This is a genomic window from Pseudoalteromonas sp. NH0006-26 (genome assembly GCF_057552415.1).
Genome location: NZ_BAAJMJ010000006.1, coordinates 94,647 through 114,892, shown reverse-complemented (window position 1 = coordinate 114,892; position 20,246 = coordinate 94,647). Strand labels below are relative to the sequence as shown.

Here is a 20,246-nt window from a genome sequence, read left to right as displayed (position 1 = left end):
AATGCTTGTATAAATTACAACTAATTTATATGTGTTTGATGTTGGTCGAAATTTAACCAGCTTAAGTTGTGCATTAATTAAGCTGGTTAACAATATGACTACAAAATTACTGGTAAAGGCCTAGGTTTTCTTTGGCGTAGGCTTCAAATTCTGTAAAACCACCAATGTGTGTTTGGTCTACAAAAATTTGTGGCACAGTCGGGCATGGCTTGCCTGCAGACTTTTCTAAATCTTCTTTACTAATACCTTCTTTGATGATGTCGATGTAGCGATACTTAAAGTCATCGCGGTCATTAGCAAGTTGCTCTGCAACATCTTTAGCGCGAACACAAAAAGGGCAGCCTTCACGGCCAAAAATTACAGTTAACATAACGCTCTCCTCAAATTAATTAATCCTAGTGTAACTAATTTCATTATTTATTACAGTGCAAAAAAACGATTATTACGTTCGCTTTTTTTAGGGATTAAATAAAAATAAAAAATATTTTATAAAAAAATCTTGAAATAAAATTGTCCGCCCATAAATAGTTATTTGAGGACGCCTGATGGGTCTTCATCTAAACAGAACTATTTGAAAATTATATTATTAACTAACATTTGCCGTTACTTGTTCAAACGAAAAGTAGCAGCAAAATATCGCTTAAATATGAGGATATTATTATGCGTACAGTAGACTTATCACCCCTATACCGTTCATTTATTGGTTTCGATCATTTAGCATCATTAATGGATGCCGCTGCACGAACTGACAAGCAGCCAAGTTTTCCCCCGTACAACATCGAAGCGCTTGATAAAGACAAATACCGTATCACTATGGCAGTTGCTGGATTTAGTGAAGACGAGTTAAGCCTGCAATCTGAAAACAACACTTTAGTTGTATCAGGCACTAAAGCAGGTAAAGATCAAAACGATGAGCGCAAATTCATTCATCAAGGCATTGCCGAGCGTAACTTTGAACGTAAGTTTCAGTTAGGTGACCACGTTAAAGTACTTGGCGCAGATTTAGCCAATGGCTTATTAAGCATCGACCTTGAACGCGAAATCCCAGAAGCGCTTAAGCCACGTAAAATTGAAATTGGCTCAGGCAATATGCTAGAAAGCAAATAGCTAAGCTAGCATACGTATTTTCCCTGTGAAAAGCCGCCATTTGGCGGCTTTTTGCGTTTATAGACTTTCAATATGTTTAATGTAGTGCTGAGCTTGATCTAAAGTTTGTTGGCGTAATGATTCATCTTGTTTATCCCAATTACGATAAACCATGCCTATTCGTGGGTTTTTCTCAAGTCGCTCTCGGTGTTTTTGCATAAACTGCCAGTAAAGGCTGTTTAGCGGACACGCGTCTTTACCCACTTTTTCTTTCACTTTGTATTGGCAGCTTTTGCAGTAGTCACTCATTTTATTTATATAGTTGCCGCTGGCCGCATAAGGTTTAGTGGCAATGATGCCATCGTCAGCAAATTGGCTCATCCCTCGTGCGTTAGGCATTTCTACCCATTCAATAGCATCGATATACACGCCTAAATACCATTCATCCACTTCATCAGGATTAATGGCGGTTAATAAGCAAAAATTACCTATTACCATTAAGCGCTGAATATGATGGGCATACGCGCTGTCTAAGCTTTGTGTTAATGAGTGGCTTAAACAATTCATTTTTGTTTTACCATTCCAAAAATAACTCGGTAGTGCTCGAGTTGCATTAAGCTGGTTTTTGTTGGCGTAATCGGGCATGTTTTTCCAATACACGCCACGCACATATTCGCGCCAACCCAGTACTTGGCGAATAAAGCCTTCAACCTGAGAAATCGATATTTCATCTTGGCGTTGGTGGAACTCTTTAACAACACGGTCGATAACATAGCGAGGGTGTAAAATTTTGGCATTTAACGCAAACGATAACCGGCTGTGATAAAAGGTATCTTTATCAGGACATTGATCTGTCATCGCATCTTGAAATTGACCGAAACGAGGCAGTAAATGTGCACAAAAGTGATCAAGTGTACTGATAGCTTGTTTACGGGTTGTTGGCCAGCTTAACTGAGTTTCTATTTGTCCAAAGTAATTTATTTTATGTTTATCTAAACGTTCAATAATGGCGCTAACATCATTTTTAAATAATTTTGGTTTTGGGATATCGGCTAAGTCGTTTTTTGAGAACTTATTACGGTTATTTGCATCAAAGTTCCATTGACCGCCGTGAGGTTTTTCATCCTCCATTAAAATATCGAACTGCTTACGCATTGCCCGATAAAAATGCTCCATAGTGACGTGTTTATCTTTTTTAAAGCGTTTGTCTATGTCGTTAAATGCCAATAAAAAGTGCTCGCTGTCGCAGGCATTCACCGTTAACTCGCTATTAGTCGCGAATTCGTGAAGTTGTGTTTTTAAACGGTACTCATCTGGGTATTGATATTCTATAGAGGTACATTCATGCTGTTTGGCTAAACGCGTTAAAAGAGCGGGTAAGTCATTATCGTCTTTGGTGTCAACTAGCGTGAGATGTAATACATTGAAGCCAGCATCTTCTAGCGCATTAGCGAAGTTTTCCATGGCTTTAAAAAAGGCTGATATTTTTTGCACGTGATGTTTTACGTACTGCGCTTCTTGCATGAGCTCGGCAATAACAAACACCGTGTCATCGGATTTATCTTTAAACCAAGAATGAGCGGGGTTTAGCTGGTCACCTAAAACTAGTTTTAAGGTTTTAAATTTTTTCATAATGAGCCAAAATTACTTTTATACGCTGTATTTGAAAAAGCGATCGATTTCTACATGTCGCTTTAATCATAGAGCAAAGCAATAAATAGCATTGCTTTTTTTATCAACTTATTAGTTATTATGGTTGCTAATTTAGGTGTACATCTTTATAATAGCGGCCATTGTTTAGTAGGTTATAAAATTTACTAACAGCGATATTAAGTTATTAGCTTTTTATCTATTGGCGCGGGATGGAGCAGTCTGGTAGCTCGTCGGGCTCATAACCCGAAGGTCGTTGGTTCAAATCCGGCTCCCGCAACCAATCTTAATAGTAAGTTTAAACTTACTACTTTATATCGCGCATTCTAAGTAATGCGCGTTTTGCGTTTAAGCTAATGAAGTTTAATTTGGTCAGGGTACTGACTCGCAACCAAGCTTGGCCCTAGGCCACACAGTTTTTGCGTTTTTTGGTGTGACGCCCCGCTTGGTTCGGGGCGTTGTTGTATCTGCACCGTTTGATTTAATGTTTATCGATTAAATCAAAATTTAAACTCAGTATTTTAGGGCTATAAGCCCTTTTTTTGTTTGTATGGAGGATTTTCGTGACAAAACTTGAACAAGATTTAGTAACCATGTTAACGCCTGCGGTAGAAATGCTAGGCTTTGAATTACATGGTCTTGAGTTTGTACAAGCGGGTCGCCATTCTACCTTAAGAGTATACATTGCTCATGAGGATGGAATTTCAGTTGACAACTGCGCAGATGCAAGTCGTCAAATTAGTGCGATTTTAGACGTCGAAGACCCGATTACAAACGAATATGATTTGGAAGTGTCGTCTCCTGGTGTTGATCGTCCATTATTCAAACAAGATCACTACGAGCAGGCGCAAGGAGAGGAAGTACGCGTGCGTACTAAGCTTCCACAAGACGGTCGCCGTAATTTTAAAGGCGACTTAATAGCAGTTAGCAGCGATATGATCACACTATCTAGCGATGGTGCAGAGCATTTAATCATGCTTAGTAACATTGAACGTGCGAACATAATCGCAAAGTTTTAATTCGAGTGCGAAGGAATAGGGCAAGCGAGGCATTACCCATGGCAAAAGAGATATTATTGGTTGCTGAAGCCGTTTCCAATGAGAAAGCGGTTCCAAAAGAAAAGATTTTTGAAGCTCTAGAGTTCGCATTAGCGACAGCGACAAAGAAAAAGCATGATGGTGAAATTGATGTACGTGTTGCAATTGACCGTAAAACTGGCGATTACGATACATTCCGCCGCTGGCAAATTGCTGCTGTATTAGAAGATGGTTCTTTAGAGAATCCATACAGCGAAATCACGTTAGAAGCTGCTCAAGTTGAAGAACCAGACTTGAAAATGGGCGACTACGTAGAAGAGCAGATTGAATCAATTAAATTTGACCGCATAACAACACAAATGGCTAAGCAAGTAATCGTACAAAAAGTACGTGAAGCAGAGCGTGCCTTAGTGGTTGAAGCGTACAAAGATCAGCAAGGCGAGCTAGTAACAGGTGTTGTTAAAAAAGCAACGCGTGATGCAATCGTTCTTGATTTAGGTAACAACGCAGAAGCGGTTATTTACCGTGACGACATGCTGCCACGTGAAAACTTCCGTCCAGGCGATCGTATTCGTGGTCTTCTATATGAAGTTAAACCAGAAGCACGTGGTGCACAGTTATTTGTAACCCGTTCTAAACCAGAAATGCTGATGGAATTATTCCGCATTGAGGTGCCAGAAATTGGCGAAGAAATGATTGAATTACGTGCTGCAGCTCGCGATCCAGGTTCACGCGCTAAAATCGCAGTTAAGTCTAATGATAAGCGTATAGACCCTGTAGGTGCGTGTGTTGGTATGCGTGGCGCACGTGTTCAAGCTGTATCGTCAGAACTTGGCGGCGAGCGTGTTGATATCGTACTTTACGATGACAACCCAGCGCAGTTTGTTATTAACGCAATGGCACCAGCAGAAGTGGCTTCAATCGTAATGGATGAAGACACTCACTCAATGGATATTGCTGTTGAAGCTGATAACTTAGCACAAGCTATTGGTCGTAATGGTCAAAACGTACGTTTAGCAAGCCAGTTAACTGGCTGGGAATTAAACGTAATGACTGTTGATGAAATGCGCGCTAAGAACGAAGCTGAGTCAGATAAGTTAATTAACTTATTTACTGAAAACTTAGATATTGATGACGAGTTTGCGTCATTACTTATCAACGAAGGTTTCTCAACACTAGAAGAAGTTGCGTATGTACCTGCTTCTGAGTTTTTAGAAATCGACGGCTTAGATGAAGAAACAGTGGACGTATTACGTTCACGTGCAAAAGATGCATTAACAACGAAAGCCCTTAAAACGGAAGAAAGCTTAGAAGGCGCTGAGCCTGCGGAAGACTTACTTGCGCTTGAAGGCTTAGAGCGTCATTTAGCATTTGTTATGGCAAGTAAGGGTGTAGTAACACTTGAAGACTTAGCTGAGCAAGGCATTGATGAGCTTGTAGATATTACAGAGCTATCTTCAGAGAAAGCGGGTGAGCTAATTATGGCTGCACGTAATATTTGTTGGTTTGCAGACGAGTAATTTATTAACGGAGGTATTAGAGACTATGGCAGAAGTAAATGTTGAAAAACTAGCCGGTGATATAGGTACAACTGTTGATAAATTACTACAGCAGTTTTCACAAGCCGGTATTACCAAACAAGCAGGCGAGAATGTAACAGAAGCTGAAAAAGCAACGTTACTTGATCACCTAAGCAAGCAACATGGCGGTACTGGGTCTGAAGGTCCAGCACGCATGACACTGCAACGTAAGAGCAAAAGCACATTAAGTGTGACTGGCTCTACGGGTAAAGCAAAGGCAGTACAAGTTGAAGTTCGCAAAACACGCACTTACGTGAAAAAGAGTGCTGTTGAGCAAGAACAAGAACAGCAACGTCTAGCCGCTGAAGAAAAAGCGCGTCTTGAAGAGCAGCAAAAAGCTGCACAAGAAGCCGCAGAATTGAAAGCGAAACAAGAGGCAGAACGTAAAGCGAAAGAAGACGCTGATCGTAAAGCCAAAGAAGAAGCTAAACGCAAAGCAGATGCAGAGCGTAAAGCGAAACAACAGCAGATGACCCCTGAGCAAAGTGCTAAGTCTGAGAAAGATCGCATCGAAGCTGAGCGTCTGCAAAAAGAAGCAGAAGAGGCCGCATTGAAGAAAGCTGAAGAAGAAGCGAAACGTCAAGCAGAAGAGGCAAGAAAGCTAGCTGAAGAGAATTCAGCACGCTGGAAGAAAGAAGAAGAAGAACGTAAGAAACGCGAAGAAACCGCGGATCACCACCTTACGACTTCAACTTACGCACGTGAAGCAGAAGATGTAGCTGATGCTCGCGAAGAGCAAGGCTCACGCCGTGCGAAGAAAAAGAAAAAAGCGCCAGCAAAAGATAAATTTGCAGCGTCTAAAGGTAAAAAAGGTAAGCTAAAAGCGCCAGCGTCATTACAGCACGGTTTCCAAAAACCAACGGCTGATGTTAAAAACGAAGTGCGTATTAGTGAAACAATTACAGTTGCTGAGCTTGCATCACGCATGGCTGTTAAAGGCGCTGAAGTTGTAAAAACAATGATGAAAATGGGTGACATGGTTACGATTAACCAAGTTATTGACCAAGAAACTGCACAACTTGTAGCAGAAGAAATGGGCCATAAAGTTATCATCGTTAAAGAAAACGAATTAGAGCAAACAGTACTAAATGACCGTCATGAAGATGGTAAATCTGAGCCACGTGCGCCAGTAGTAACTGTAATGGGTCACGTTGACCACGGTAAAACATCAACGCTTGATTACATTCGTTCAGCAAAAGTTGCTTCAGGCGAAGCCGGTGGTATTACACAGCACATTGGTGCATACCACGTTGAAACTAACGGCAACATGATCACTTTCCTAGATACTCCGGGTCACGCTGCATTTACATCTATGCGTGCTCGTGGTGCTAAAGCGACTGATATCGTAATCCTAGTGGTTGCAGCCGATGATGGTGTAATGCCACAAACTAAAGAAGCGGTACAGCATGCTCGCGCAGCTGGCGTTCCTTTAATCATTGCTGTTAACAAAATGGATAAAGAAGGCGCAGATCCAGACCGCGTTAAAAACGAACTAGCTCAGCTAGACGTTATCCCAGAAGATTGGGGCGGTGATACGCAATACGTTCACATCTCAGCTAAAACAGGTCTTGGTATTGATGATCTTTTAGAAGCTGTATTAATGCAATCTGAGCTGTTAGAACTAAATGCACCAACCGAAGGTATGGCTGCGGGTGTTGTTATTGAATCACGTCTTGATAAAGGCCGTGGTCCAGTAGCGTCTATCCTTGTTCAATCAGGTACGCTTAACCAAGGTGACATTGTATTATGTGGTCTTGAGTATGGCCGTGTTCGTGCAATGCGCGATGAAAACGGTAAAGACATTAAATCTGCGGGTCCTTCTATCCCTGTTGAGATTTTAGGTCTTTCTGGTATTCCAGCTGCAGGTGATGAAGCGACAGTAGTTAAAGACGAGCGTAAAGCACGTGAAGTTGCACTTTACCGTCAAGGTAAATTCCGTGATGTTAAATTAGCGCGTCAGCAAAAAGCGAAGCTTGAAAACATGTTTACTAACATGACTGAAGGCGACGTGTCTGAAGTTAACGTGGTACTTAAAGCAGACGTTCAAGGTTCAATTGAAGCAATTTCAGACTCACTAACTAAACTTTCTACTGATGAAGTAAAAGTGAAGATTGTTGGTTCTGGTGTTGGTGGTATCACTGAAACAGATGCAACTCTTGCTGCAGCGTCTAACGCAATCGTAGTTGGCTTTAACGTTCGTGCCGATGCATCAGCGCGTAAAGTGATTGACTCTGAAAACTTAGACCTTCGTTACTACAGCGTAATTTATGCGCTTATCGAAGAAGTTAAGCAAGCCATGTCTGGTATGCTTGCTCCTGAGTTTAAACAAGAGATCATTGGTCTTGCTGAAGTACGTGATGTATTTAAGTCTCCAAAAATTGGCGCAATTGCTGGTTGTATGGTTACTGAAGGTACTATCAAACGTAGCGCACCAATTCGTGTACTTCGTGATAACGTGGTTATTTACGAAGGTGAACTTGAGTCATTACGTCGCTTTAAAGATGACGTACAAGACGTTCGTAACGGCATGGAATGTGGTATCGGCGTTAAGAACTACAATGACGTTCGCGTTGGTGACCAAATCGAAGTATTTGAAACAGTTGAAGTACAACGTACTCTTTAATTGTTATTAGGTGGTGTTGGACATTCAAGGTTGTACCTCGATAGCTCAACATATCCTATGCTAAGATTTTAAATGGGGGCTCAGCCCCCATTTGTGTATCCATTATTTAGTTAACTTATTATTGTTTTTCAATAAGTTATAATTTTAGGAAAGTGAAATGAGAGAATTTTCTCGCACTGATCGTGTTGCTCAGCAAATTCAAAAAGAAATTGCTGTGATTCTACAACGCGAAATTAAAGATCCGCGCTTAGGCATGGTGACAGTGTCTGCGGTAGAAGTATCGCGCGATTTATCTTATGCCAAAGTTTTTATCACGGTGTTTAACACTGAAGACGAAAATGCAGCAAAACAAAGTGCAAAAGTACTGAACGAAGCAACGGGCTATATCCGTTCGTTACTAGGTAAACGTATTCGCGCACGTATTATGCCAGAGCTTAAATTTGTGGTTGATAACTCATTAATGGAAGGGATGCGTATCTCTAACTTAGTGGACTCTATCATTCGTGAAGATAACGCTAAGCATGTTGATGATGAAACAGATAGCGAAGAAGGCACTAAAGACTAATGGCAAGACGCAGTAAAGGCCGTCCAGTTGATGGTATTTTGTTGTTAAACAAACCAGAAGGCATTTCATCAAACAAGGCATTACAGCAGGCTAAAGGTATTTATTTTGCGCAAAAAGCGGGGCACACAGGTGCGCTTGATCCGCTTGCGACCGGCATGCTGCCAATTTGTTTTGGTGAAGCGACTAAGTTTACCCAGTTTTTACTCGATACAGATAAAACCTATGTTGTTCGAGCTAAGCTAGGTAAACGTACTACCACATCAGACTCTGATGGCGAAGTGGTCGAAACTCGCGATGTGAATGTTACTTCCCAATTACTAAGCGAAGAAATTGCTAAGTTTTTAGGTGAGTCAGACCAATACCCATCAATGTATTCAGCGCTAAAATATGAAGGCAAGCCTTTATATAAATATGCGCGTGAAGGCATTGAAGTTCCTCGCAAATGTCGAAAAATTAACGTATTTAGCTTAACGCTTGATGAGTTTGATGAGCAAGCCAACGAAATACAAATGACTGCCCATGTATCTAAAGGTACGTATATTCGTACTATCGTTGATGATTTAGGTGAAAACTTAGGCTGCGGCGCGCATGTGATTATGCTGCATCGTAGTGCTGTAGGGCATTACCCTGCAGATAAAATGGTCACACTTGAGCACTTAGAAACGTTATTAAATCAAGCGAAAGAACAAGACGTTGCGCCTTCCACTTACCTTGACGAATTATTATTGCCAATGGATACCGCGTTAGTTGATTTACCCGTTGTGGAAATTACTCAAGAGCAGGGAATGGCATTTAGCCATGGTCAAGCTGTGGTGTTGGGTAAAGCCCTGCCTGAAGGCGCAATAAAGGTACTGGCTGACGGAATATTTATTGGTACTGGCGAACGTAATCCTGATGGCCATTTAAAATCAAAGCGTGGCTTGTCTAATCAACAACCAGAGTAAAGTTTAACTTGTAGTTATGCTGATAATTGGTAGAATACGCCCGCTTAATCGTTTTGGCTGAATTAGTGATCGGCTAAAGCACCTATTAAATTTAACTTTTGGAGTTATTATGTCACTAAGCAATCAAGAAAAAATCGATATCATTGCTAAATTCGCACGCGCTGAAGGCGACACTGGTTCACCTGAAGTACAAGTAGCATTACTTACTTTTGATATCAACAAGCTTCAAGGTCACTTTGCTGATCACAAGCATGACTTCCACTCACGTCGTGGTCTGCTTCGTAAAGTAAGCACTCGCCGTAAACTGCTTGATTACCTTAAAGGTAAAGATATCTCGCGTTACACTGCGTTAATCAAAGAGCTTGGCCTACGTCGCTAAGAACTTGATTATCAAAAGGGGAGCTTTTTAGCTCCTTTTTTTGTGTCTGAATTTTCTCGATTTCCCCAGTACGTCTCAGTAAACCCCTTGAAATATCTAATAAAAGCCATACTATTGTCAGTCACAAAGCGAATGTTTTTGGCATTGCTGCAAGCACTATTTTATCTCGGTGCTAAGCTCGCAATTTTACCTGACTTTGTTATATACTATGGCGCGTAGATAAAAAGGTTTATTTACGGTTATTTACATCATTGCCAATTGTAGTACTTAATTGATTTCCAACTGAATACAATTATGTACTGTAATTGGTACTTTGATGAAAACTTAATTAATACTAAAAATACATTTAAGGAATATTTTAAGTGCAAGCAATTATAAAAGAATTTCAACTAGGTCAACACACAGTGACACTAGAAACAGGTGCTATCGCTCGTCAAGCAGACGGCGCAGTACTAGCAAGCATTGGCGATACGTCAGTACTAGTAACGGTTGTTGGTAAGCGTGAAGCTCAACCAGGTCAAGATTTCTTCCCACTAACAGTTAACTACCAAGAGCGTATGTACGCTGCTGGTCGTATCCCAGGTGGTTTCCTTAAGCGTGAAGGTCGTCCTAACGATGGCGAAACACTTATTGCACGTCTTATTGACCGTCCAATTCGTCCACTTTTCCCTAATGGTTTCGTAAACGAAGTACAAGTTATCGCGACAGTTGTTTCTGTAAACCCTGAAATCCAGCCTGATATGGTTGCGATGATTGGTACATCGGCAGCACTTGCTATCTCTGGTATCCCGTTCAGCGGTCCAATTGGTGCATCACGTGTTGGTTACATCAACGGTGAATACGTACTTAACCCGACACTAAAAGAGCTTGAAGAAAGCCAACTTGATTTAGTTGTTGCGGGTACTGATAACGCTGTACTTATGGTTGAATCAGAAGCAGACGTTCTTGCTGAAGACGTAATGCTAGGTGCGGTTGTATACGGCCATGAGCAATCACAGTCTATCATCAATGCAATTAACGAATTTAAAGCAGAAGCAGGCAAGCCTACTTGGGATTGGACTGCACCTGAGAAAAACGTTGCATTAGAAGAGAAAGTAGCAACACTTGCTGCTGATAAAGTAGGCGAAGCTTACCGTATTACTGATAAAGTAGCGCGTAAAGAAGCATTAACTGCTGCAAAAGATGCGGTTGTTGAAGCACTAACAAGCGAGCTTGCTGAAGGCGAAACACTTGATAAGCAAGAGGTAGGTAAAGTATTCGGTTCACTTGAGAAGAAAATCGTTCGTGGCCGTATCGCTGCTGGCGAAAAACGTATCGATGGTCGTGAACCAGATATGATCCGTGCTCTAGATGTAATGACGGGTGTACTTCCACGTACTCACGGCTCTGCAATCTTCACACGTGGTGAAACACAAGCATTAGTAACAGCAACACTTGGTACAGAACGTGATTCACAGTTAATCGACGATTTAACTGGCACGCACAAAAACCACTTTATGCTTAACTACAATTTCCCTCCATTCTGTGTAGGTGAAACGGGTTTTGTTGGTTCTCCTAAGCGTCGTGAAATCGGTCACGGTAACCTAGCTAAGCGTGGTATCCAAGCAGTAATGCCAACATTGACTGAATTCCCATATTCAATCCGTGTTGTATCTGAAATTACTGAATCAAATGGTTCATCTTCAATGGCATCAGTTTGTGGTACGTCTCTAGCGCTTATGAACGCGGGTGTTCCAATTAAAGCCTCTGTTGCGGGTATCGCGATGGGCTTAGTTAAAGAAGAAGAAAACTTTGTTGTTCTTTCAGACATCTTAGGTGATGAAGATCACTTAGGTGACATGGACTTTAAAGTAGCGGGTACAACTAACGGTATCACTGCTCTACAAATGGATATCAAAATTGAAGGTATCACACAAGAAATCATGCAAATCGCGCTTAAACAAGCGAAAGCTGCACGTTTACACATCCTAGGTGTGATGGACGAAGCGATTTCTGCACCTTCTGAAGAGCTGTCTATGTTTGCTCCGCGTATTTACACGATGCAAATCCCACAGAAGAAAATCGCTGAAGTTATTGGTAAAGGTGGCGCGACTATCCGTCAGCTTACTGAAGAAACGGGTACTACGATTGAAATCGGTGATGATGGCACAATCAAGATTGCTGCTACAGACGGTGAAAGTGCAGCAAATGCAATTAGCCGTATTGAGCAATTAACGGCTGAGCTTGAAGTAGGTACTATCTACGAAGGTAAAGTGGTACGTATCGTTGATTTCGGTGCGTTTGTAAACATTCTTCCTGGTAAAGATGGCCTAGTGCATATCTCACAAATCAGCACTGAACGTGTTAACAACGTTGCTGATCACCTTAGCGAAGGTCAAGAAGTTAAAGTTAAAGTACTAGAAGTAGACCGTCAAGGCCGTGTACGTCTAAGTATTAAAGAAGCAATGGAATCAGCAGCACCTGCAGCTGACGAGTCTAAAGACGCGTAATTGCTAATCTTTCATCCAGATAATTACTGGATAGTATAAAAAGGGGCTGTTTAGCCCCTTTTTTTATGCTTTAATGTTAGCAATCAATTGTGTTCATCATACTCAACACATAACTGGAATGAACCTTACAAGACAGCTTATGTCTTATCTATTTGCTACTTACCTCGGTATTAAGGATTTTAATGAGACTTAAACATTTAGCCTTGGCATCTTTTGCTATTTTGTCTTTAAGCGCTTGTCAGGCTACTACTAAACCCACTGCAATTATTAATGTGCCATTTACTGCACCGCTTGCATCAGATTTTAGAAATGAAATTGCCATTGCACGTTTTTCAGAGCTATTAAACAGAGCAGACTTGAGTACAGAGCAACAAGCAAAGCTCTATTATGACCGTGGAGTACTGTTTGATAGCTTAGGTATGACGACTTTATCGCGAATTGATTTTAATCGAGCGGTTAAGCTCAAGCCCGATTTGGCTGAAGTTTATAACTTTTTAGGTATTCAGCATACTTTGATGCAGCAATACGAAAAAGCATACGAGTACTTTGACTCAGCCATTGAGCTAGACCAAGAGCATGAATATGCGTATTTAAATCGTGGTATTGCCTTGTACTATGGTGATAGAGCGACGCTTGCAAAAGATGACTTTAAAACATTCTTGGAGCGCTCTCCTAACGACCCTTATCGTGTGTTGTGGCTTTATTTAGCCCAAGCGGCACAAGATAAAACTGCGGCACTTGCTGCGTTAAAAGCCAATTCAGCAGCTCTTGATGAAAATGAATGGGCGTATCAGCTTATTGCTTTGTATGTGGGTGATATGAGTGAACAAGCCTTTTTTTCAGGCATAGCCGATGGTGTCAGCTCACAACAAGAATATGCTCAGCGTTTATGTGAGGCTTATTTTTACTTAGCTAAACAGCACCAAGCCGCAGGTGAGCTGGGTATTGCGACTGACTACTTTAGGTTGGCGTTGGCCACGAATGTGCATGAATTTATTGAATATAAGTACGCACGTTTAGAGCTTGAGTTGATGGCCAGTGAAAGCGCTGGCTAACTTTTTTAAATTAAGCGTTTTATTACTGTGCACTAGCTTTATTAGCAGCTCGAGTAATAAACAAAATAGCATTGGCTTTTGGCAAGTATTACATGCCAAAGCCAATGTAATTGACAGTTACTGGCAATTTCCTCGTTACTTTGCAAACCACATTTTGCAATTACCTACCACAGCCTTAGCAACCTTAGCCCGCAATAAAATAGCACATGCTCAATATGGCTATGGGTTGTCATTATTAAGCAATAATCAAACTGAAACGGCTAAGCTATTCTGGCAAGCAAGCTTAGATAAAATAACACTTGCACAACAAGCAAAGCTCGCCGACTTGTTATTCTCTCAAAAACGCTGGCAGGATTTAGCGCTATTAAAAAATCAAAATAAGCTTCCTAAAGGCGATACCTTTTATCACCTGCAATTACAGCAACAAGCACCCATAGAAACGTTAAGTAAATCATTTATGAATAAGTTAGGGTTTTTGGTTGCAAGCGAGCAAATTGCGATACAAAAGCAGTGTACATTTAATGTGTTAATGCTGAGCGATCACCGTGATGGATTATACAGGCTCAATCAATTTCGTAACGCGTACTTAGAAAACCCAGAGCCTAGCCCCAATACCTTTTGTTTTTCAAAACCAGTTTATGTGGGTAATGCAATTAGCTGTAATAGTACTGAATCCAAACGTGCTAAGTGCGATTGGCTGCAATCATCGCTTAAAAAGCAGCTTCCCGCGGAGTTTGATTTTGCAGTTATGATGCCCAAACAAGGTACTGCGAATGTAAAAAATGGTTTAATGCATATTAATTCACAGGCTAGCTACGCGGTGTTTTTACATGAATTAATGCACTTTAATGGCTTTGAAGATGAATATGCTTTACCGGTAAAAAAGCAAGCGTGGCTATGTCAGCTTGAGGGGTTGGTTGCCCCCAACTTATTTATTGCAAAAAAGTCAGATGCTCCCAAAGGGTGGCACAAAAGCCAGAGTTGCCAACAAGGTGGTACAGCCTATAAGCCCAGCGCAAAGTGGTCGATTATGCAATATCAGCAGTTAGGGCTATCTGCGCAATACCGCATGTTGTGGCAAACCCACATAGCACTCAATGCTCATTTATTTATTCGCTTTTAGTGATTAAATACTCGGCTGTAAACTGTTCAAAAGCTGAGCTTGTTTTGCCTCAGTTCATTAATTTATAGGCATTTTTGTTTGATTATTATCCCGCTAGTGGCGCTTTCTATAGACAAAAACTGCGTTTATCAGTATAACTATACGTATTAATGTTGTTAAAAAACAGACATAAAACGTATACCCAAGTCACTTTGGTATTTAATAATAACAAGTAGCGAATTGATAAACTTTATGATTCAAAAAGGCCCTTCATTATGACTTTGCTCTGGATACCCCTGTTATCCTTATTAGGCAGTGTTATTTCTGCATGCACCGGCAAACTTTCTCGAAATCAGGCAACGAGCCTAACGGCTATTGCGCCATTAGCCGCGCTTGCAATTACACTTTATCATGCGCCCGCGGTTCTTGCGGGAGAAACTATTCGTTTTAGCGCGCAGTGGATACCTGCTTTAGGGTTAGATATTTCCTTGCGCTTGGATGGATTGAGTTTACTGTTTTTATTTATGATTTTAGGAATAGGGCTACTGGTGATTTTGTATGCTCGTTATTACCTAAGTCAAAATGATTCACTGCCAAAACTATTTAGCTATTTAATGTTATTTATGACCGCCATGCTAGGCATTGTTATGTCAAATAATGTAATTCAGTTATGGGTGTTTTGGGAGCTAACGAGTATTAGCTCGTTCTTGTTGATCAGTTACTGGTGGCATAAATCAGAGGCGCGCAAGGGGGCGCGTATGGCATTAGCGGTAACAGGTGCCGGTGGTTTAGCCTTACTGGGTGGTTTAATGTTGTTAGGAGACATTGTTGGCAGTTACGATTTAGATACCATTTTAGCCAGTAAAGCGATTATTCAATCTCACGACTTATATGAATTGGCATTGGTATTAGTTTTACTAGGTGCTTTTACTAAATCTGCACAATTTCCGTTTCATTTTTGGTTACCGCACGCCATGGCTGCACCTACGCCAGTAAGTGCATATTTACACTCTGCCACTATGGTAAAAGCAGGTATCTTTTTACTTGCACGTTTTTATCCCGCACTGGCGGGGACCGATACTTGGTTTCTATTGGTCGGTTTGACCGGCTTAACCACGCTGTTATTTGGCGCTTATATCGCGTTATTCAAGCATGATTTAAAAGGCTTGTTAGCCTATTCAACGATTAGTCATTTGGGTTTAATTACATTATTACTAGGCCTAGATACACAGCTTGCAACCGTTGCCGCTATTTTTCATATTATTAACCACGCAACGTTTAAAGCGTCGTTATTTATGGCAACCGGCATTATTGACCATGAAACCGGTACCCGTGATATGCGCAAACTCAATGGCATGTGGCGCTACTTACCTTATACAGCCACCTTGGCGATGGTGGCTGCTGCCGCTATGGCCGGTGTACCGTTATTAAATGGTTTCTTATCAAAAGAAATGTTCTTTGCTGAGACACTGCATCAGCAGGTGCTTGGCTCTATGTCTTGGTTAATTCCGGTGCTAGCGACTGTTGCGGGCGCGTTGTCGGTGGCGTACTCATCACGCTTTATTCATGACGTATTCTTTAATGGTGAGCCAATTGATTTACCGCGTACCCCTCATGAGGCGCCGCGTTATATGCGTGTGCCTATCGAAATTTTAGTGGTGCTATGTATTTTAGTGGGTATTTTCCCGCACTTTGCCGTCGACGGTATCTTGTCGGCTGCATCACTGGCTGTACTTGGTGAGGCAATGCCTGAGTATAAGTTGACTATTTGGCATGGTTTCAATTTACCTCTGCTTATGAGTGGTATGGCAGTAATTGGTGGTTTATTTATTTACGTTAATCGTAAGTACTTGTTCCAGTTCCAGGCGTCGTTACCTCCTTTTAATGCTAAAAAAATCTTCGAGCGTTTTTTAGCGGTAGTGGTTAATTGGTGTCAAAACAAAATCCAATCAACAGAAAATGGCTCATTACAACGCTATGTATTTATTATGTTAGGTGTTGTATTACTTGCCTCTGGTTGGCCATTATTTGAAATGAAACAGCTAGCTGGCAGTGTGCCTAATACTCCGGTTGACATTCAAAACGCAATTGGTGCAGGGCTACTCATAATAGGCGCAATTGCTACCGTTATTTGGCATCGAATTCGAATGGTGTCGTTATTAATGCTGTCGATTGTGGGTTTAATGGTGTCGGTGGCGTTTACCCGTTTTTCAGCGCCTGACTTGGCTTTAACGCAACTTACAGTTGAAGTAGCCACTATTATACTATTAATGTTGGCACTGTTTTTCTTACCACAAAGCACGCCGAGAGAATCTAGCTCGTTGCGCATTTTACGTGATGTGGTTATTTCCTCTACCGTAGGGGTGATTATTGCTAGTATTTGTTACGCTTTACTGACTCGACCGCTTGATTCAATTTCTGAGTTCTTTATTGCTAACGCCAAAATAGGCGGTGGTGGTACTAACGTGGTTAACGTTATTTTGGTTGATTTTAGGGGCTTTGACACCTTAGGTGAAATTACCGTGTTAGGTATTGCTGCACTGGGTATATTTAAACTGCTATCAAGAATTCCACTTTATATGCCTGCAAGCGATAGTGAAGGGCGTCCATGGTCTAAAGATCGTCATCCTATTTTATTGGCTTGTATTTCACAAAGCTTACTGCCATTAGCGTTATTAGTGTCAGCTTATATATTCTTACGTGGTCACAACTTACCTGGTGGTGGGTTTATAGCTGGTCTCGTAACCTCTATAGCCTTTATTTTACAATATATGGCACATGGTACTGCGTGGATAAATGAACGCTTTGATGTTAACTATCGCAAAATTATTGCATCAGGCATTGCTATCGCCATGTTTACAGGTGTGGGAAGTTGGTTCTTTGACAAGCCATTTTTAACTACCTGGTTTGATTACTTTGATATTCCGTTTGTTGGTAAAACAGAGCTTGCCAGCGCCATTGTATTTGATTTGGGCGTGTACTTAACCGTTGTTGGCGCTACGCTGATGATCCTTGCGAGCTTAGGTAATATGACAGCGAACGCAGAGAAAGAAGAGGTAAATATTTAATGGAACTGTTATACGCATCTTGCGTTGGCGTGCTAGTCACCTGTGGCGTGTTCTTATTATTAAGAGCGCGCACATTCCCTGTGGTATTGGGGCTGACAATGATTTCTTACGCGGTTAATTTGTTTTTATTCTCATCAGGGCGCTTAACAATTAATAAAGCCGTGGTACTAGGAACGGGCGCTGATTATGCCGATCCGCTGCCACAAGCCTTAGTGTTAACAGCCATTGTAATTGGCTTTGCGATGACTGCGTTTGTGGTTATTTTATCTATTCGTGGCCGAGCAGATTTAGGTAACGATCACGTTGATGGCAGCCTAACCAGAAGTAAACGCAAGGAGAGAAAATGATTCAGCATTTAGCATCTTTGCCTATTTTACTGCCAATGTTAGCAGCAATTATTTTGTTGCTTCCACCGTGTGGAAAAAGTTTATTTGCACGTCGATTAACGTCTAGTTTAATGGCTATTTTAACCTTTGCAGTCACGGTATTACTGCTGGTTCAGGTTAAAGATAACGGTATTATTGTTTATGCAATAGGTAACTGGTCTGCACCATTTGGTATTGTACTGGTTGCAGATATGCTCTCGACCTTGTTAGTTACCTTAACCGCCTTTTTGGGTGTTGGCGTGGCTTTATATGGCTGTGCTGGTGATGATGAACAAGGTAGCTTTTTCCATCCTTTAATCCATTTTTTGATATTAGGGGTAAATGGTGCATTTTTAACGGGCGATTTATTTAACGTCTTTGTATTTTTTGAAGTGTTATTAATTGCCTCTTATGCGCTATTAATGCACGGTGGCGGCAAGCCCAAAACGCGCGCAGCGCTGCATTATGTTATTTTAAATTTAGTCGGCTCAAGCGTGTTTTTAATTGGTTTAGGTATTTTATACGGAGTATTAGGCACTTTAAATATTGCTGATATGGCTAATAAAGTACCACTGCTAACCGGTGATGATGTTTATTTAGCAAAAGCAGGCGGGTTACTATTACTCGTTGTATTTGCACTTAAAAGTGCATTATTACCATTGCATTTATGGTTACCAAACGCCTATGCAAGTGCCACACCTGTGGTTGCTGCATTATTTGCGATTATGACTAAAGTCGGTGTTTACGCAACCTTACGTGTATATACAGTGATATTTGGTGAGCAAGCCGGCGAGCTTGAACATATGGCGCAGTCTTGGCTGTGGGCGCTGGCCATTGCTACCATAGTGATTGGTGCAATAGGGGTGTTAGCCTCACAAGATTTACGCAAGCTTACCGCTAATTTAGTGCTGGTTTCTGTAGGGACGTTGGTGGCATTAGTGGCATTACAAAACATAAATGCCACCGCTGCATTGCTTTACTATTTAGTGCACTCAACGTTAGTGACTGCAGCGCTATTTTTACTTGCTGATTTAATTGCAATACAACGAGGTAAAGCTGGCGACCGACTAGTCGGTGGGCGTGCAGTAAAACAACCATTCTTATTGGGGGCATGTTTTATTATTGCCGGTTTAACCGTCATTGGTATGCCACCATTTTCGGGCTTTGTTGGCAAAATTTGGATTTTAAAAACCACATTAAATAGTGAGCAAGCACTGGTGTTTTGGCCTGTTTACTTAATTATGAGCCTAGCGCTTATTGTGGCTATATCACGTGCGGGTACAAGTTTGTTTTGGGAACGTAAAGACAAAACAGGTGATGGTAGCGATGTTGCTAATGCCCATCCGCTACAAGTAACCGTGTTAGTTGGTTTATTAGTAAGCTCAATACTACTGGTTGTTTTTGGTGACGTGGCAACACAATACGCACTCGAAGCGGCAGCACAACTTCACGATATTAGTGGTGGTATTAATGCGGTACTTAAGGGAGGTATGTAATGCGCTTACAAGCTCGTTTTCGTTGGTTACCTACGCCGTTTCGTAGTCTGTTTTTATTTATAGTATGGCTATTATTAAATAACAGTGTGTCGGTAGGGCATATTATATTAGGAGCGATATTAGCATTGTTAATACCGTTATTTAGTATGTCATTTAGAGATCCGCAACCGCTGATACTAAAGCCTGGGCTGGCATTTAAGCAGTTACTGATCGTACTTTACGATATTATTGTGGCTAATTTGCAAGTAGCATTATTAATTCTAGGCCCTTCAAAAAATCTGCGTCCAGGCTTTGTTAAAGTGCCTATAGATCTAATGCATGAAATGCCAATTACTATTTTAGCCAGCTGTGTGTCTTTAACGCCGGGTACGGTAAGTGCCGAGGTTTACCCGCTGATTAAATCGCTTAATGAAGACGATGAACCGGTACAGCGATATTTATTAATTCACGTGTTAGATTTAGATGATGAGCAAGCGCTTATTAAACAAATTAAAGCACGTTACGAAGCTCCCCTAAAGGAGATATTTCAATGTTAGATACAGTATTACTGATTGTTTTTTCAATGGTTGGATTGTCGTTATTACTTAATCTATGGCGACTTATTATTGGCCCATCAGTTCCAGATCGTATTTTAGCGCTAGATACTATGTACATTAACGTGATTGCACTGATTATTTTATACAGTATTAGTATGGGTACGGGGTTGTACTTTGAAGCAGCCTTACTTATTGCCATGCTTGGGTTTATAAGTACGGTAGCAGTATGTAAGTATTTACTTCGTGGCGACATAATTGAGTAAGGTATTAA

General features: G+C 41.1%; 17 protein-coding genes and 1 tRNA gene. 16 read left to right on the top strand and 2 right to left on the bottom strand.

What is annotated here, in order from left to right:
* Positions 1–106: 106 nt before the first annotated feature.
* Positions 107–370, bottom strand: coding sequence for a GrxA family glutaredoxin (locus AC27JR_RS10930; protein WP_008114535.1), 264 nt, complete (start codon positions 368–370; stop codon positions 107–109).
* Between the two features lie 290 nt (positions 371–660).
* Between AC27JR_RS10930 and AC27JR_RS10925 the strand changes: the two genes are divergently transcribed.
* Entirely contained in the window at positions 661–1,107 is a 447-nt protein-coding gene (locus AC27JR_RS10925) for an Hsp20 family protein (RefSeq protein ID WP_010391385.1), read from the top strand.
* Between the two features lie 57 nt (positions 1,108–1,164).
* Here the strand turns inward: AC27JR_RS10925 and AC27JR_RS10920 are convergent, their stop codons facing one another.
* Positions 1,165–2,718 carry a cryptochrome/photolyase family protein gene (locus AC27JR_RS10920; protein ID WP_487173603.1) on the bottom strand — a complete coding sequence of 518 codons (1,554 nt, stop codon included), beginning with the start codon at positions 2,716–2,718 and terminating at the stop codon, positions 1,165–1,167.
* Positions 2,719–2,942: 224 nt separating this feature from the next.
* Between AC27JR_RS10920 and AC27JR_RS10915 the strand changes: the two genes are divergently transcribed.
* From AC27JR_RS10915 to AC27JR_RS10845, 15 genes are all read left to right on the top strand, one after another.
* A tRNA-Met gene (locus AC27JR_RS10915) sits at positions 2,943–3,019 on the top strand.
* A 280-nt stretch (positions 3,020–3,299) separates the two neighbouring features.
* Positions 3,300–3,755, top strand: coding sequence for a ribosome maturation factor RimP (gene rimP, locus AC27JR_RS10910; protein WP_008114543.1), 456 nt, complete (start codon positions 3,300–3,302; stop codon positions 3,753–3,755).
* Between the two features lie 38 nt (positions 3,756–3,793).
* Positions 3,794–5,293: a transcription termination factor NusA gene (gene nusA, locus AC27JR_RS10905; RefSeq protein WP_008114544.1), complete on the top strand. Its 1,500-nt coding sequence runs from the start codon at positions 3,794–3,796 to the stop codon at positions 5,291–5,293.
* 25 nt (positions 5,294–5,318) lie between these two features.
* Positions 5,319–7,976 (top strand): translation initiation factor IF-2, encoded by a 2,658-nt coding sequence (infB, locus tag AC27JR_RS10900; RefSeq protein ID WP_008114545.1) that lies wholly within the window; start codon positions 5,319–5,321, stop codon positions 7,974–7,976.
* Between the two features lie 157 nt (positions 7,977–8,133).
* On the top strand, positions 8,134–8,541 hold the full coding sequence (rbfA, locus tag AC27JR_RS10895) for a 30S ribosome-binding factor RbfA (RefSeq protein WP_008467148.1): 408 nt from the start codon (positions 8,134–8,136) through the stop codon (positions 8,539–8,541).
* Entirely contained in the window at positions 8,541–9,485 is a 945-nt protein-coding gene (gene truB / locus AC27JR_RS10890) for a tRNA pseudouridine(55) synthase TruB (RefSeq protein WP_487173602.1), read from the top strand. The genes rbfA and truB overlap by 1 nt, the downstream gene beginning before the upstream one ends.
* A 109-nt stretch (positions 9,486–9,594) precedes the next feature.
* Positions 9,595–9,864, top strand: a complete 270-nt coding sequence (gene rpsO, locus AC27JR_RS10885) for a 30S ribosomal protein S15 (RefSeq protein ID WP_006793376.1) — start codon at positions 9,595–9,597, stop codon at positions 9,862–9,864.
* Between the two features lie 362 nt (positions 9,865–10,226).
* Positions 10,227–12,353: a polyribonucleotide nucleotidyltransferase gene (gene pnp / locus AC27JR_RS10880; protein WP_008114552.1), complete on the top strand. Its 2,127-nt coding sequence runs from the start codon at positions 10,227–10,229 to the stop codon at positions 12,351–12,353.
* 182 nt (positions 12,354–12,535) lie between these two features.
* Positions 12,536–13,408, top strand: a complete 873-nt coding sequence (gene nlpI / locus AC27JR_RS10875) for a lipoprotein NlpI (protein WP_008114554.1) — start codon at positions 12,536–12,538, stop codon at positions 13,406–13,408.
* Positions 13,392–14,531 carry a hypothetical protein gene (locus AC27JR_RS10870; RefSeq protein ID WP_487173600.1) on the top strand — a complete coding sequence of 380 codons (1,140 nt, stop codon included), beginning with the start codon at positions 13,392–13,394 and terminating at the stop codon, positions 14,529–14,531. Before nlpI ends, AC27JR_RS10870 begins: the two co-directional genes overlap by 17 nt.
* Before the next feature lie 254 nt (positions 14,532–14,785).
* The gene (locus AC27JR_RS10865; RefSeq protein ID WP_487173599.1) at positions 14,786–17,578 is read left to right on the top strand and encodes a monovalent cation/H+ antiporter subunit A; all 2,793 of its coding nucleotides are present in this window, start codon (positions 14,786–14,788) and stop codon (positions 17,576–17,578) included.
* On the top strand, positions 17,578–17,925 hold the full coding sequence (locus tag AC27JR_RS10860) for a Na+/H+ antiporter subunit C (RefSeq protein ID WP_008114561.1): 348 nt from the start codon (positions 17,578–17,580) through the stop codon (positions 17,923–17,925). The genes AC27JR_RS10865 and AC27JR_RS10860 overlap by 1 nt, the downstream gene beginning before the upstream one ends.
* The gene (locus tag AC27JR_RS10855; RefSeq protein ID WP_487173598.1) at positions 17,922–19,439 is read left to right on the top strand and encodes a monovalent cation/H+ antiporter subunit D; all 1,518 of its coding nucleotides are present in this window, start codon (positions 17,922–17,924) and stop codon (positions 19,437–19,439) included. Before AC27JR_RS10860 ends, AC27JR_RS10855 begins: the two co-directional genes overlap by 4 nt.
* A complete protein-coding gene (locus tag AC27JR_RS10850; protein WP_008467136.1) occupies positions 19,439–19,975 on the top strand; it encodes a Na+/H+ antiporter subunit E in 537 nt (178 codons plus the stop codon). Before AC27JR_RS10855 ends, AC27JR_RS10850 begins: the two co-directional genes overlap by 1 nt.
* Positions 19,969–20,238: a K+/H+ antiporter subunit F gene (locus tag AC27JR_RS10845; protein ID WP_008114565.1), complete on the top strand. Its 270-nt coding sequence runs from the start codon at positions 19,969–19,971 to the stop codon at positions 20,236–20,238. The genes AC27JR_RS10850 and AC27JR_RS10845 overlap by 7 nt, the downstream gene beginning before the upstream one ends.
* The last annotated feature ends 8 nt before the right edge of the window (positions 20,239–20,246 follow it).

Coding starts and splice junctions, on each gene's coding strand:
- infB (WP_008114545.1), top strand. CDS start 5,319: ATGGCAGAAGTAAATGTTGAAAAACTAGCCGGTGATATAGGTACAACT.
- nusA (WP_008114544.1), top strand. CDS start 3,794: ATGGCAAAAGAGATATTATTGGTTGCTGAAGCCGTTTCCAATGAGAAA.
- rbfA (WP_008467148.1), top strand. CDS start 8,134: ATGAGAGAATTTTCTCGCACTGATCGTGTTGCTCAGCAAATTCAAAAA.
- truB (WP_487173602.1), top strand. CDS start 8,541: ATGGCAAGACGCAGTAAAGGCCGTCCAGTTGATGGTATTTTGTTGTTA.
- AC27JR_RS10925 (WP_010391385.1), top strand. CDS start 661: ATGCGTACAGTAGACTTATCACCCCTATACCGTTCATTTATTGGTTTC.
- AC27JR_RS10850 (WP_008467136.1), top strand. CDS start 19,439: ATGCGCTTACAAGCTCGTTTTCGTTGGTTACCTACGCCGTTTCGTAGT.
- nlpI (WP_008114554.1), top strand. CDS start 12,536: ATGAGACTTAAACATTTAGCCTTGGCATCTTTTGCTATTTTGTCTTTA.
- rpsO (WP_006793376.1), top strand. CDS start 9,595: ATGTCACTAAGCAATCAAGAAAAAATCGATATCATTGCTAAATTCGCA.
- AC27JR_RS10855 (WP_487173598.1), top strand. CDS start 17,922: ATGATTCAGCATTTAGCATCTTTGCCTATTTTACTGCCAATGTTAGCA.
- AC27JR_RS10845 (WP_008114565.1), top strand. CDS start 19,969: ATGTTAGATACAGTATTACTGATTGTTTTTTCAATGGTTGGATTGTCG.
- AC27JR_RS10860 (WP_008114561.1), top strand. CDS start 17,578: ATGGAACTGTTATACGCATCTTGCGTTGGCGTGCTAGTCACCTGTGGC.
- AC27JR_RS10930 (WP_008114535.1), bottom strand. CDS start 370: ATGTTAACTGTAATTTTTGGCCGTGAAGGCTGCCCTTTTTGTGTTCGC.
- AC27JR_RS10920 (WP_487173603.1), bottom strand. CDS start 2,718: ATGAAAAAATTTAAAACCTTAAAACTAGTTTTAGGTGACCAGCTAAAC.
- AC27JR_RS10865 (WP_487173599.1), top strand. CDS start 14,786: ATGACTTTGCTCTGGATACCCCTGTTATCCTTATTAGGCAGTGTTATT.